Source organism: Actinacidiphila yanglinensis, from assembly GCF_900107965.1.
Lineage (GTDB): Bacteria > Actinomycetota > Actinomycetes > Streptomycetales > Streptomycetaceae > Actinacidiphila > Actinacidiphila yanglinensis.
Genome location: NZ_FNVU01000020.1, coordinates 1 through 12,609, shown reverse-complemented (window position 1 = coordinate 12,609; position 12,609 = coordinate 1). Strand labels below are relative to the sequence as shown.

The window sequence follows — 12,609 nt, the reverse complement described above, 5'->3', positions numbered from 1 at the left end:
GGGGCCGTCCTACGGGGCGGCGCCGGACGTGAGCACGGTCCCGTACAGGTCGGCGGTGCGGCGGGCGACGGTGTCCCAGCCGAACTCGCTGACCGCGCGCCGCCGGCCCTCCTCGCCCATCCGCGCCGCCGCGGCGGGATCGGCGAGCACGCGGTCCAGCGCCCGGGCGAGCCCGGCCTCGAACTCCTCGGCGTGGCCTTCCCGGTAGGGCACCAGCAGCCCGGTGACGCCGTCGTCCACGACCTCGGGGATGCCGCCGACCGCGGACGCGACGACGGCGGTGCCGCACGCCATCGCCTCCAGGTTGACGATGCCCAGCGGCTCGTACACCGACGGGCACACGAACACCGCGGCATGGGTGAGCAGTTGCACCACGGCGGGACGCGGCAGCATCGCGGGTATCCAGTGCACGCCGTCCCGCACCGAGCTGAGCTCGTCGAACAGCGCCCTGAACTCCCGGTCCAGTGCCGGGGTGTCGGGGGCGCCGGCACACAGCACGAGCTGCGCGGACGGGTCGATGGCGCGGGCGGCGCGCAGCAGGTGCGGGACGCCCTTCTGCCGGGTGATCCGGCCGACGAACAGCACGTAGGGGCGGTTCGGGTCGATGCCCGCGCGGGAGAGGGCGTCGGTGCGCGGGTCGGCGCGGTAGGTGGTGGTGTCGATGCCGTTGCGCACCACGTGGACCCGGTCCGGATGGAGCTCCGGGTAGCAGGAGAGGATGTCGCCGCGCATGCCGTCGGAGACGGCGACGACGGCGTCGGCGGACTCCATCGCGGTGCGCTCGGCCCAGCTCGACAGCGCGTAGCCGCCGCCGAGTTGCTCGGCCTTCCAGGGACGCAGGGGTTCGAGGGAGTGCGCGGTCAGCACGTGCGGGATGCCGTAGAGCAGCTTGCCGAGGTGCCCGGCGAGGTTGGCGTACCAGGTGTGGGAGTGCACCAGGTCGCGGCCCTGGAGGGCGGCGGTCATCTGCAGGTCGACGGCGAAGGTGCGCAGCGCGTCGTTGGTGCCGTCGAAGGCGGCGGCAGGACGGTGGCGTACGACGCCGGAGCCGCTGCCCTCGCCCCAGCAGTGGACTTCGAGGTCGAGCAGGGCGCGAAGCTCCCGGGCCAGGAACTCGACGTGCACGCCAGCACCGCCGTAGACGTCCGGGGGATACTCCCGGGTCAGCAGGGCGACCTTCATGGGAACCTCCACCGTTGGCAATCGTGCTCCTTGCCTTCCCCGGTTCGGGGCGCGGCTATCACGGCGGCCCGGACCGGTTCCGCGACCTGCGCGGAAGGGACGGTGACGCTCCGGAGGCCCGTTTCGGTTGCACCGTATTCGGCCACGATCGGCTCGTTGCCGACGGTTGTCGCCCGTTGCCCCTGGTTGCCACCCGTTTGCCGGTCATGACCGCTCGCAGTCACCGGAAGGGTCGTTTACTGACCAATGGGGCGCCGGCGCACTCATGGTTCGGATGGGACGTGTGCACAGGCAAGCACAACCCCGGTGCGCCCGGGCCAATACCGCGGATCCCGTCCCGCCGCACCCGAAACGGAATGACGCTTTATTGACGGCTGCACCACCCCCGCCCCGGGCACACGTATGGGAGACGAGACGTGATGACCATTCCCCAGTCCCCCGCACCTCTGCCGCTGCGCGTCGGAGCGCGGTTGGCACTGGCACTGGCGAGGGAGGAGATGATGCAGGACTACCACCGGTGGGAGACCGACCCGGCGACCGTCGTCGGCTTCGGTGCCCGCTGGCCGGTGTCCTGGGAAGTGTTCCAGGCCCGCTTCCTGAGCAGTCACACCTCGAAGCACTACCAGCTCTTCGAAGTGGTCACCACCGAGGGCACGGTGCCGGTCGGCACCACCGCGCTCAACGTCGACCAGGCGGCGAACACCGCCGAACTCACCCTCGTGATCGCCCCGGAGCACCGCGGCCGGGGCTACGCGACCGAAGCGACCGCACTCACTCTCGACTGGGCGTTCACCATCGCATCTTTGAGCGCGGTGTGGCTGGAGGTACTGGCGCCGCACACCGCGGCGGTCAACGCCTACCTCAAGGCCGGCTTCCACACCGCCGGACGGCTGCGCAGCGCCGCGCTGTGGCGCGGCCGGCGGGTCGACAAGCTGTTCCTGGACTGTGTGCCCGACGACCTGGCAGAAATGAGGTGATCCGAGATGTCCTGCCCCGACGTGAACTGCCGCAAAGGTGGCTGCACCACCGAACCCGGTCAAGGCCGGCCCGCCCCGGAGCGCGGCCCCAAGGCATGACCCGCTCCTCACCTGCCGTACCTCCCGATCCGGGGGGTACGGCGTTTTTCTGCCCGCCGGGATTCCGCCCGGCGGATCTCCGTACGGCGGGATTGCGCGCGGCGAAGACGGAAGACGGAGGAATACCCCGGGAGTTGGGGGGCAGGAGCGCGTCGAACCGTCCTTGGAGTGCGAGGCGATGACGTGACAGCAGAGATGCAGCAGTCGAGCAGCACGTACGGGACCGCAACGACCGTCGGGCCGACCGGCGCGCCGCAACACCAGGCCATCGGCGGGCTGCCGTGGATCGACGACGCGGCGTCCGTCGCGCCGCAGGACGCCCGGGTGCTCTCGCGGCTCTTCTTCGACCGCCTCCAGGTACTGGAGGAGGGCACCCACGCCCACAGTTACGCCCGCAACACCCTGATCGAGATGAACCTGGCGCTGGTGCACTTCGTCGCCGGCCGCTACCGCAACCGGCCGGCCACCGACCGCGAGGAGATCGTCCAGGTCGGCACGATCGGGCTGATCAAGGCGATCGACCGGTTCGACCTGTCCCGGGAGACGGAGTTCACCACCTTCGCGATCCCGTACATCGTCGGCGAGATGAAGCGGTTCTTCCGCGACACCTCGTGGGCGGTGCACGTGCCGCGCCGGCTCCAGGAGCTGCGGGTCGAGTTGAGCAAGGCCAAGGAACACCTGTCGGTGCTGCTCGATCGCGACCCGACGGTGCCCGAACTGGCCTCCTATCTCGACCTCGCCGAGAGCGACGTGCTGGAGGGCCTGGTCGCCGCCAACGGCTACACCGCGGGCTCCCTGGACGTGCCGTGGTCGGATGCCGACGTCGGCCCCGACGGCGAGGGCCGCACCCTGGCCGAGTGCCTGGGCGCGTGCGACCCGTCCCTGGAACTCGTGGAGAACCTCGGCAGCCTGGCCCCGCTGATCGGCCGGTTGTCCGAGCGCGACCGCCGGCTCCTCCAGATGCGCTTCGGCGAGGAGATGACCCAGTCCCAGATCGGTGAGGCGATGGGCTACTCGCAGATGCACGTGTCGCGGCTGCTCAGCCGCATCCTGGCGAAGCTGCGCGCGGGGCTGCTCACCGAGCGGTGAGCGCCTCCCCCTGAACCACCCGCGGAACGGCCGCGTGGCTCCCCCTCCCCACGCGGCACGGCGGCAGCGGCCCGGGACTTCCCCTCCTCCGGGCCGCGGCCGCTGTACGTTCCCGCTTGCCTTCGAGTGCACTCCAGGTCCTACCGTTCTGCTCACGCCCACCAGGAACGGAGCACCATGGACCACGACAGCCCGACCGCAGCCGGCACCTCGGCGGAGACCCGCGAGGAGCGCTTCGCGCGCGGGATGGAGGTGCTCTCGCGGATCGACGGCGAGAGCGGCCGCAAGGTGGTGGACTCGCTCGCCGACATCTCCCCCGAACTCGGCAACCAGGTGGTCTCGTGGGCCTTCGGCGAGATCTACCAGCGCCCCGACCTGGCCCCGCGCGACCGCCAGTTGGTCACCCTCGGCATGCTCACCGCGCTCGGCGGCTGCGAGCCGCAGCTGGACGTGCACATCAACGCCTCGCTCAACGTCGGCCTGACCCCCGAGGAGATCGTCGAGGCCCTGCTGCACTCCGCGGTGTACTGCGGAATGCCCAAGGCGCTCAACGCCACGTTCGTCGCGAAGAAGGTGTTCGGCGAGCGGGGGCTGCTGCCGGTCGGCGGCGCGTAGTCCCGGCCGGCCCGGCCGCTGCGAACGGGGCAGCGGCCGGACCGAGCGGTCGGGGGGCCGTCGGCCCGTACCGGTCAGGCCCGGCCCGGCGACGGCCGCCGACCCGAACTCCCCGTGGGGGAAGCCGTCTTGGCGGGTTCCGCGGAGGAGAGCGGCTCGGCGATGTCCTCCAGCGACTTCTGCGCCGCGTCGACCGCGAGGAAGCCCGCGACGAGCCCGCCCGCGCACATCAGGGCGGCGCCGATGCTGAACGCCAGCACCGTGTCACCGACCTTCCCCGAGGAGGTGAGGTCGGAGAAGACCAGCGGGCCGGTGATGCCGCCGGCCGCCGTACCGATCGCGTAGAAGAAGGCGATGGCCATCGCACGGGTCTCCATCGGGAAGATCTCGGAGACGGTGAGGTACGCGCTGCTCGCGCCGGCGGAAGCGAAGAAGAGCACGACACACCAGCAGGCGGTGAGCGTCGTGGCGTTCAGCGAGCCGCGGTCGAAGAGCCAGGCGGTGAGGAAGAGCAGCACGCCCGACAGCAGGTAGGTCGAGGTGATCATGATCCGCCGGCCGAGGATGTCGAAGAGCGGGCCGAGCAGTACCGCGCCGACCAGGTTGCCGGCCGCGATCACCGCGAAGTAGTACCCGGTGTGGCCGGAGTCCACGTGGTAGAAGGTGATCAGGATCGCGCCGAAGCCGAAGGTGATCGCGTTGTAGAGGAACGCCTGCCCGATGAAGAGGGACAGGCCGAGCACCGCGCGCTTGGGGTACCTGACGAACACGGTCCTGGCGATCAGCCCGAAGCCGATGCTCGCCCGCTGGTGGATGGCGATCTCCCGGTCGACGGGCGGCAGTTCGCGGCCCTTCTCGGCCTCGATCCGCTGCTCGACATCGCCGACGAGCGTGTTCGCCTCGTCCGCGTAGCCGTGGATGAACTGCCAGCGCGGGCTCTCCGGCACGTGCCGGCGGACCAGCAGGATGACCAGGCCGAGCACCACGCCCAGCGCGAAGGTGAGCCGCCAGCCCACGTCCTGGGCGAAGATGTTCGTGTTCAGCGCGACGATGGACAGCAGCGCGCCGCCGATCGCGCCGAGCCAGTAACTGCCGTTGATGGTCAGGTCGACCCGGCCGCGGAACCTCGACGGGATCAGCTCGTCGATCGCGGAGTTGATCGCCGCGTACTCGCCGCCGATGCCGAAGCCGGTCAGGAACCGGAAGAGGAAGAACCACCACGGCGCGAAGGACAGCGCGGTCATGGCCGTTGCGCTGAGGTACACGACCAGCGTGACCATGAACAGCTTCTTGCGGCCGTACCGGTCGGTGAGCCAGCCGAAGAAGAGCGCGCCGACACACGCGCCGGTCACGTACAGGGCGGCGGCGAGACCGGTGATCTGCGACGAGCTGATGGCCAGGCCCGAGCCGGGTTCCGACAGCCGGCCGGCGATGTTGCCGACGATGGTGACTTCCAGGCCGTCGAGGATCCATACGGTGCCGAGGCCGATCACGATCATCCAGTGCCAGCGCGACCATGGCAGCCGGTCGAGTCTCGCCGGCACGTCGGTGCGGATGGTCGCCCCGCCGTCGGGAGCCTGGGCGGGGGCTGGGGCGTGGGCCTGGTCCGGGTCCGGTTCGGGAGCCTGGGCCGGATCCGGGGCGGACGTCGCCATGAAGATCACCTCCGTTCCGGTCAGTTTCACATCGGCGGCCGCGACACGCGCGACCGCCGCTTCCGGCGGGTCAGGGCGGCGACCATGCTGGACGCAGGCGACTGCCCGCATGATCCGTCTGTCCCGTCGGACCGCGGCCACGCCTCCCGGGAGGATTCACGACGTGCGCACCACACTCCGTCAGATCCGCGCGACCGTCGCACCGCCGCCCGACGGGCCGCACGGTCCGCTGCCCCGGCTGCTGCTCGTACTGACCCTCGTGACCGGCCTCGTCGACGCGTTCAGCTACCTCTCGCTGGGCCGGGTCTTCGTGGCCAACATGACGGGCAACGTGGTGTTCCTGGCGTTCTCGCTCGCCGGCGCGAAGGGCTTCTCGATCCTGGCGTCGGCGCTGGCACTGGCCGCCTTCGTGACCGGCGCGGTGGGGGGCGGCCGGCTCTGCCGGCTGGTGTCGAGGCACCGGGCGCGGCTGCTGCTCCTGGCGACGGGGGCGCAGCTGGTGCTGGTCCTGGTCACGTTGGCGCTCGCGGAGGTCTTCGACCTGCCCGCGACCGGTGGCCGGCGCGCGGTGCTGGTCGTGCTGCTCGGGCTGGCGATGGGGTTGCAGAACGCGGTGGTACGCCATCTGGCCGTACCGGACATGACCACGACGGTGCTGACCATGACGCTCACCGGGTTCGCGGCGGACTCGCGGATCGGAGGCGGCAGCGACAGCAAGGCGGGGCCCCGGCTGCTGTCGGCGCTGGCGATGTTCCTGGGGGCACTGGCGGGCGCCGCGCTGATCGTGCACGGGCATCCGCGGGTGCCGCTGCCCCTCGTGGCGGGCCTGCTGGTGGTCGTGGGCGCGGGTCTGCTGCCGCACCGCCGCTCGGCCCTGCCGTGGGCGGTGCCGTCGACCGGGTGAGGACCGGGCCGGACCGCTCACCCAGGGACGGGCCGATGCCCCGCCCGGTACGGTGCGGAGCGCACGCGGCAGAAGTTTTTCCGGCCGATCGCGCGGCGGATGTCGTGAACGGCCGCCGCCGTTCGTCGTGGGGGTGACCGGGCGGAAGCGCCGCCCGCGCGACACGAAGGAGACGTGCCATGAAGTACCTGCTGCTGATCTGCCACGACGGCCAGGGCTACGACGCCACCCCGGAGCAACTGGACGCCACCCCGTGGGCGGAGGAGATGGACGGCCGCGGCATCCGCCTGATGGGCAACCGGACCCGCGAGTCCTCCGACGCCACGACGGTACGGGTCCGGGACGGCGCCCTGCTGCTCACCGACGGTCCGTTCGCCGAGACCAAGGAGCAGATGGCGGGCTTCGACGTGATCGAGTGCGCCGACCTGGACGAGGCGGTCGAGGTCGCCTCGAAACACCCGGTGGCCAAGTACGGGATGGTCGAGGTGCGGCCGTTCTGGACGGACTGACGGACCGGGCCCGGGAGGCGGTCGCGGCGGCCTGGCCCGAGGAGTGGGGCCGGGTCGTGGCGGCCGTCATCGGGCAGACCGGCGACTGGGACCTGGCGGAGGAGTGCGCGCAGGACGCGTTCGAACGCGCCCTGGAGCGCTGGCCGCGCGACGGCGTGCCGGACCGCCCGGGCGCGTGGCTGACCACGACGGCCCGGCATCGGGCGCTGGACGTGCTGCGCCGCCGTACCAACGAGGCGCGCAAGCTGCGCGAGGCGGCCCGGCTGGAGCCGGTCGCCGACCGCGTCACCGAGCCGGCCGAGGCGGTGCTGGCCGGCCAGGAGCCGGACGCGGTGCCCGACGACCGGCTGCGGCTGATCTTCACCTGCTGCCACCCGGCGCTGCCCGAGGCCGCGCAGGTCGCGCTGACCCTGCGGTCGCTGACCGGCCTGACCACGGCGGAGATCGCCCGCGCCTTCCTGGTGCCGGAGTCGACGATGGCACAGCGGCTGACCCGCGCGAAGGGCAAGATCCGGCACGCGGGCATCCCGTTCCGGGTCCCGCCGCGCGCGATGCTGCCGGAGCGTACCCGCGCGGTGCTCGCCGTGCTGTACCTGCTGTTCAACGCGGGGTACGCGGTCGGCGCGGACGGGCTGGACCAGCGCCGGGTCACCGCGGAGGCGATCCGGCTGGCCCGGCTGCTGGCCGGCCTGCTGCCGGACGACCCGGAGCCGGCCGGGCTGCTGGCGCTGATGCTGCTGCACGACGCGCGATCCGCCGCCCGGACCGACGCCCGCGGCGACCTGGTCCCGCTGGAGGAGCAGGACCGCGCCCGCTGGGACCGGCAGCGGATCGAGGAGGGCCTGGCGGTCCTCGACGCCGCCCTCGCGGCACACCGGCCCGGGCCGTACCAGGTGCAGGCGGCGATCGCCGCGTGCCACGCGTCGGCGCCGGGTCCCGAGGCCACGGACTGGCGCCAGATCGCGCTGCTCTACGCGGAGTTGGCCCGGTTCACGGCCGGGCCGGTGGTCGAGCTCAACCGCGCGGTGGCCGTCGCCATGGCCGAGGGGCCCGCGGTGGGCCTGCCCCTGGTCGAGGCGCTCTCCGGCGCACCCGCGCTGCGCGGCTACCACCTCCTGCCCGCCACCCGGGCGGACCTGCTGCGCCGGCTCGGCCGGCACGAGGAGGCCGCCGCCGCCTACGGTGAGGCCCTCCGGCTCGCCCCGACGGCGGCGGAGCGGCGCTTCCTGGAACGCCGCCGCGAGGAGGCCGAGCGGGCCGCCGACCGCGCCCCGTAGCGCGGTCCCCCCGGGACCCGCCGGAGGGCGTTCCCGGACCATCCGCCGGTGGCCGCCGGGGCGAGGGCCGGGTCGAGGGCTGCCGGGAGTGGGCGGAGCGCGCCGCTCCCCCGCTTGGCCCTGCGCCAGGGGCCTCACAGGGGACAACTGGCGTCACAGGAGGATCATGGTGGAGGATCACTCGTTTCGTCGGTCGACCCCCCGAGGTGAGGTTCCGCAGTGCGCAAGCGCCGCCAGCATTCCCCCGCCGTTCCGCAGACCTACTCCACCCGCGTCCGCCATGGAGCGCTCGCCGCGGGCCTGCTGGTGGCCGTCGCCGCCTGCGGGAACGGCCACAAGGAGACTCCCGCGACGACGGCGCCGAGCACGACCTCGTCCGCGCCGAGCACAACGGCGACCTCGCCGAGCACGTCGGCGAGCGCCTCGCCCAGCACCTCGGCGACGACGGCGAGACCGACCACCGCGCAGCCGGCGGCGAGCTGCGTGGACCGGGCGTACAACGCGATGTCGAACTCCCAGCGGGTCGGCCAGCTCTTCATGACCGCGGTCAGCAGCACGGGGATGACCACCAGCGAGTCCCGGGCGATCACCGCGGGCCGGGTCGGCTCGGTCTTCCTCAAGGGCCACACCTCGGCGGGTGCCGCGTCGGTCAGGACAGTGACCGCGCGGGTACGCACCCTTGCCTCCGCGGTGCGCGGGGTGTCGCTGGGGATGTTCATCTCCACCGACCAGGAGGGCGGCCAGGTCCAGGCGCTGAACGGGCCCGGCTTCAGCGCGATCCCCAGCGCGGTGACCCAGGGCACCTGGTCCACGTCCGTGCTGCAGGCCAACGCGGCCACGTGGGCACGGCAGTTGCGCGGCGCCGGGGTCAACATGAACCTCGCGCCGGTCGCCGACACCGTCCCGCCGGACCAGGTCACGGTCAACGCGCCGATCGGCAAGCTGGACCGGGAGTACGGCACCAACCCCTCGACGGTCGCCTCGCACAGCACGGCGTTCCTGCGCGGCATGAAGCAGTCCGGGGTGGTGCCGACGATCAAGCACTTCCCTGGACTGGGCCGGGCGAACGGCAACACCGACTTCACCGCGGGCGTGAAGGACACGGTGACCACGACGAACGACTCCTTCCTCCAGCCCTTCCGGGCCGGCATCCAGGCGGGCACCCCGTTCGTGATGGTGTCCTCGGCGATCTACACCCGGATCGACCCGCGCAACCAGGCCGCCTTCTCCACCGCCGTGATCCGGACCCTGCTGCGCGGCACGCTCGGCTTCAAGGGCGCGGTGATCTCCGACGACCTCGGCAACGCCACCGCGGTCGCCGACCGCACCCCCGGCCAGCGGGCGGTGGACTTCATCACTGCGAGCGGCGACGTGGTCCTGACCGTGAAGCCCAGTGACATCAGCCCGATGACGTCGGCGGTGCTCAGCCGGATGTCGTCCAGCAGCGCGTTCCGATCGGACGTCTCCGCCAGCGTCCACCGGGTGCTGACCGCCAAGCACAACGCGGGCGTGCTGACGTGTAGTTGACGGGACCGATACGGGGGTGGGGCGGCCGGCCGGCCGCCCCACCCCCGTATCGCCACGACTCCTCTACTACGTGGTACCGTATAGTGGTACTCGGTACCACGCAGTACCGGCAGGACTGAGGAGCGAGCAGCCGCGATGGACGACCTGACGGAGATGTTGAAGGGCACGCTCGAAGGGTGCGTGCTCGAGATCATCGGCAGCGAGGAGACCTACGGGTACGCCATCACCCGTCGGCTGAACGAGCTCGGCTTCGCCGACGTCATCGAGGGGACGGTGTACACCATCCTGCTGCGGCTGGAGCGGAACGGACTCGTCCGGGTGACGAAACGACCCTCCGGCGTCGGCCCGCCCCGCAAGTTCTACGCGCTCAACGACGCCGGCCGCGAGGAACTCGCGACGTTCTGGGCGAAGTGGCAGTACGTCTCAACACGCATCAACAGGCTCAAGGAGGGCGGGAGATGAACTTCTGGGAGACCGTCACGGGCAGCGATCTCACCCGGGACTGGAAAGCCTTCGAGACCCGGGCCGAGGCCCTGCCGGACGACCACCGGGCGGCGTGGGGGCAGATCAAGGAACACCTGTCCCCGCACGGGGACTTCACCGGCCGCAACCTGACGCCCATCCTCGACGCCGCCCTGGGGCTGCTCGAAGAGGCGGCGGCGGACGGGCAGAGCGCCCACGAGGTGCTCGGCGACGACATCCCGGGCTTCTGCACGGCGCTGGTCGGCGGTGAAGGGTCCCGAACCTATCGCGACCGGTGGCGCGAGCAGTTGAACAGGAACGTCGCCAGGAAACTGAACCGGCTGGGAGGCTGACGTGGGCATCCAGGACATCATCGAGGGAAAGAAGCAGTGGCGGGCGCACGTGGCGCGGATCAAGGCCCTCCCGCCGGACTACCGGATCGTCTACAAGGAGATGCAGAAGTACCTGTTCAAGGTCGGACCGGTCGGTCTGGCCGACGGGCCCCTGCTCCCCGGGATCGTCGATTTCTTCGAGGAGGGTGTCGCGGCCGGCAAGGGAGTCCTGGAACTCATCGGCGCCGACGTCGCCGCGTTCTGCGACGGCCTCGTCAAGGACTCCCCCACCTACGCGGACGGCTACCGGGAATCCGTCGGCGGAGAATCCGGCGCGCACGAGAAGTGACACCCGCCGGATCGATTCCGGCTTCTCCGCGCGGCCGGGTGAGCGGTAGGGGCCGGGGAGTTCGCCACCGCGTCCCAACGACCCACGACGCCCCCCAACGACATCAGCACCGGCGACGTGACGGCTCGGGCCCGTTCGTCAGCCGCGCGGGGCGAATTCCGCAGCATCCGGGTGGACGCGCCGTTTCCCTGGGCCGGTTCAGGGAAGGTCGTGGGGCAGAACGTCGACGGCAACAACCTCTGGTGCCTGCTCGGCAACGGCCGCCCCGGCTACGTGGCCGCGCGCTACGTGCAGAACCTCGGCGCGGTGCCCTCCTGCGGCTGACCGTCCCCGCCGGTCCCCTCGTCCGGCAGGCCCGGGGCCGGGTCGATTCCAGGTCGGCGCCCGGCCGGCCCTGGGCCGGTTCCGGGCCGCAAAGCTTAGTTAGGGTACCCTTACAGTGACGCGCGGGTGAACTACGGGGGAATTGTGGGTTCCTGGCCTTTGTGCAGGTGGGTGGGCGTCCCGCGGCGTGCTTAGCATGTCGGCGTCACGTACCGCTGCACCGATTCCCGGAGGTCCGGTGTGCCCGCCGAACCCGCACCCGAGCCCGCACGCACGGCCGACCTCTCGGCCGGCCGCGACGACGACGCGCCGGAGGGTGGTGCGACGGCCGATGACACGGCCGCCGCACCACCCGACCGCATAGCGGCGGGCGAGGACCCCGACGTCCCTCAGCGCGATCCGAAGGCCGCGCAGGACCCGGAGGGCACGGAGAGCACGGAGAGCGCCGACACCACGGACGCCCCGGACCCCGCACCCGCCTCGGAAGCCTCCGGCACCACGAACGCCCCCACCGACACCACGCCCGCCCCGGACTCCCGCGCCGTCCGCCCCCGCCGCGGGGCGCGCGGCTGGACCGCGGCCGGCGCCGCCGTCGCCGTCGCGGCGGCGATCACCGCGGGTGTGCTGGCCACCGGCGGCGGTCACCACGACACGCAGCCGGCCGCCAGGTCCGCGCCCTCGGACGGGTTGCGGCACACCGCGGTCGACGTGGCGCCGGGCTCCTGCGGTGCGGGCTGGAGCGCCGCGCAGAAACCGCGCGCCGGTACCCAGGCGTTCGACCTGCACAACACCGGGCCGAACGCGACCGAGGTCTACCTCAAGGACCCCAAGACCGGGCGGCTGTTCGCGGAGCTCGAGGGCCTGGCGCCGGGCGCGACCCGCTCGATGACCGTCGATCTCGGCAGCGGCCGCTACGCGTTCGAGTGCCTCCAGGAGGACACCGATGCGGTGACGGGGCCGACGGTGACGGTGCCGGGGAAGGTGCCGCAGGGACCCTCTTCGCTGCCGGTGACCGTGCACGACCTGATCCCGCCGACCCTGGACTACCAGAAGTGGATCCAGGCCCGGATGGCGGAACTGTCCACCGACACCGGCACCTTGAACAGCGACATCGACCACGGCAACCTGGCAGCAGCCCGCCGCGACTGGCTGACCGGACACCTGGTCTACGAGCGGATGGGCGCGGCCTACGACACCTTCGGCGACGCCGACAGCGTGATCAACGGCACCACCACCCTGGGCACCAACCCCGCGGCCGACCCCGGCTTCACCGGCTTCCACCGGATCGAATACGGGCTGTGGCACGAC

General features: G+C 72.0%; 14 protein-coding genes. 11 read left to right on the top strand and 3 right to left on the bottom strand.

Features of this window, described 5'->3' with window-relative positions:
* Nucleotides 1-9 precede the first annotated feature (9 nt).
* The gene (gene glgA / locus C4U44_RS32335) at nt 10-1,182 is read right to left on the bottom strand and encodes a glycogen synthase (RefSeq protein WP_103889637.1); all 1,173 of its coding nucleotides are present in this window, start codon (nt 1,180-1,182) and stop codon (nt 10-12) included.
* A 419-nt stretch (nt 1,183-1,601) separates the two neighbouring features.
* On the opposite strand from glgA, the gene C4U44_RS32330 reads away from it, so the two are divergent.
* The 3 genes from C4U44_RS32330 to C4U44_RS32320 all read left to right on the top strand — a co-directional run bounded on the left by C4U44_RS32330 (nt 1,602) and on the right by C4U44_RS32320 (nt 3,962).
* The gene (locus C4U44_RS32330) at nt 1,602-2,159 is read left to right on the top strand and encodes a GNAT family N-acetyltransferase (RefSeq protein ID WP_103889636.1); all 558 of its coding nucleotides are present in this window, start codon (nt 1,602-1,604) and stop codon (nt 2,157-2,159) included.
* A 294-nt stretch (nt 2,160-2,453) separates the two neighbouring features.
* Complete coding sequence (locus tag C4U44_RS32325; protein WP_103889635.1) at nt 2,454-3,347, top strand: SigB/SigF/SigG family RNA polymerase sigma factor; 894 nt, start codon at nt 2,454-2,456, stop codon at nt 3,345-3,347.
* Between the two features lie 177 nt (nt 3,348-3,524).
* On the top strand, nt 3,525-3,962 hold the full coding sequence (locus C4U44_RS32320) for a carboxymuconolactone decarboxylase family protein (protein WP_103889634.1): 438 nt from the start codon (nt 3,525-3,527) through the stop codon (nt 3,960-3,962).
* Nucleotides 3,963-4,036: 74 nt separating this feature from the next.
* Here the strand turns inward: C4U44_RS32320 and C4U44_RS32315 are convergent, their stop codons facing one another.
* Nucleotides 4,037-5,617 carry an MFS transporter gene (locus tag C4U44_RS32315; RefSeq protein ID WP_103889757.1) on the bottom strand — a complete coding sequence of 527 codons (1,581 nt, stop codon included), beginning with the start codon at nt 5,615-5,617 and terminating at the stop codon, nt 4,037-4,039.
* Nucleotides 5,618-5,780: 163 nt separating this feature from the next.
* On the opposite strand from C4U44_RS32315, the gene C4U44_RS32310 reads away from it, so the two are divergent.
* From C4U44_RS32310 to C4U44_RS32300, 3 genes are all read left to right on the top strand, one after another.
* Complete coding sequence (locus C4U44_RS32310) at nt 5,781-6,521, top strand: DUF1275 family protein (RefSeq protein ID WP_235032509.1); 741 nt, start codon at nt 5,781-5,783, stop codon at nt 6,519-6,521.
* Nucleotides 6,522-6,700: 179 nt separating this feature from the next.
* The gene (locus C4U44_RS32305) at nt 6,701-7,030 is read left to right on the top strand and encodes a YciI family protein (protein ID WP_103889632.1); all 330 of its coding nucleotides are present in this window, start codon (nt 6,701-6,703) and stop codon (nt 7,028-7,030) included.
* Nucleotides 7,027-8,307, top strand: coding sequence for an RNA polymerase sigma factor (locus tag C4U44_RS32300; protein WP_103889756.1), 1,281 nt, complete (start codon nt 7,027-7,029; stop codon nt 8,305-8,307). The genes C4U44_RS32305 and C4U44_RS32300 overlap by 4 nt, the downstream gene beginning before the upstream one ends.
* Before the next feature lie 260 nt (nt 8,308-8,567).
* Here the strand turns inward: C4U44_RS32300 and C4U44_RS32295 are convergent, their stop codons facing one another.
* Nucleotides 8,568-8,897, bottom strand: a complete 330-nt coding sequence (locus tag C4U44_RS32295) for a hypothetical protein (RefSeq protein ID WP_103889631.1) — start codon at nt 8,895-8,897, stop codon at nt 8,568-8,570.
* On the opposite strand from C4U44_RS32295, the gene C4U44_RS32290 reads away from it, so the two are divergent.
* The 5 genes from C4U44_RS32290 to C4U44_RS32270 all read left to right on the top strand — a co-directional run.
* The gene (locus tag C4U44_RS32290; RefSeq protein WP_235032507.1) at nt 8,869-9,834 is read left to right on the top strand and encodes a glycoside hydrolase family 3 N-terminal domain-containing protein; all 966 of its coding nucleotides are present in this window, start codon (nt 8,869-8,871) and stop codon (nt 9,832-9,834) included. The genes C4U44_RS32295 and C4U44_RS32290 overlap by 29 nt on opposite strands.
* A 135-nt stretch (nt 9,835-9,969) precedes the next feature.
* A complete protein-coding gene (locus C4U44_RS32285) occupies nt 9,970-10,296 on the top strand; it encodes a PadR family transcriptional regulator (RefSeq protein WP_103889629.1) in 327 nt (108 codons plus the stop codon).
* Complete coding sequence (locus C4U44_RS32280; RefSeq protein WP_103889628.1) at nt 10,293-10,649, top strand: DUF1048 domain-containing protein; 357 nt, start codon at nt 10,293-10,295, stop codon at nt 10,647-10,649. Before C4U44_RS32285 ends, C4U44_RS32280 begins: the two co-directional genes overlap by 4 nt.
* Nucleotide 10,650: 1 nt before the next feature.
* Nucleotides 10,651-10,977, top strand: coding sequence for a DUF1048 domain-containing protein (locus C4U44_RS32275; protein WP_103889627.1), 327 nt, complete (start codon nt 10,651-10,653; stop codon nt 10,975-10,977).
* A gap of 564 nt (nt 10,978-11,541) precedes the next feature.
* Nucleotides 11,542-12,609, top strand: a 1,068-nt coding sequence (locus C4U44_RS32270) for an EfeM/EfeO family lipoprotein (protein ID WP_235032506.1), incomplete at its 3' end; no start/stop codon positions are given.

Excerpts from the sequence above, each read along its gene's own strand:
- glgA (WP_103889637.1), bottom strand. The coding sequence starts at position 1,182 with ATGAAGGTCGCCCTGCTGACCCGGGAGTATCCCCCGGACGTCTACGGC.
- C4U44_RS32330 (WP_103889636.1), top strand. The coding sequence starts at position 1,602 with ATGACCATTCCCCAGTCCCCCGCACCTCTGCCGCTGCGCGTCGGAGCG.
- C4U44_RS32325 (WP_103889635.1), top strand. The coding sequence starts at position 2,454 with ATGCAGCAGTCGAGCAGCACGTACGGGACCGCAACGACCGTCGGGCCG.
- C4U44_RS32320 (WP_103889634.1), top strand. The coding sequence starts at position 3,525 with ATGGACCACGACAGCCCGACCGCAGCCGGCACCTCGGCGGAGACCCGC.
- C4U44_RS32315 (WP_103889757.1), bottom strand. The coding sequence starts at position 5,617 with ATGGCGACGTCCGCCCCGGATCCGGCCCAGGCTCCCGAACCGGACCCG.
- C4U44_RS32305 (WP_103889632.1), top strand. The coding sequence starts at position 6,701 with ATGAAGTACCTGCTGCTGATCTGCCACGACGGCCAGGGCTACGACGCC.
- C4U44_RS32290 (WP_235032507.1), top strand. The coding sequence starts at position 8,869 with ATGACCACCAGCGAGTCCCGGGCGATCACCGCGGGCCGGGTCGGCTCG.
- C4U44_RS32285 (WP_103889629.1), top strand. The coding sequence starts at position 9,970 with ATGGACGACCTGACGGAGATGTTGAAGGGCACGCTCGAAGGGTGCGTG.
- C4U44_RS32280 (WP_103889628.1), top strand. The coding sequence starts at position 10,293 with ATGAACTTCTGGGAGACCGTCACGGGCAGCGATCTCACCCGGGACTGG.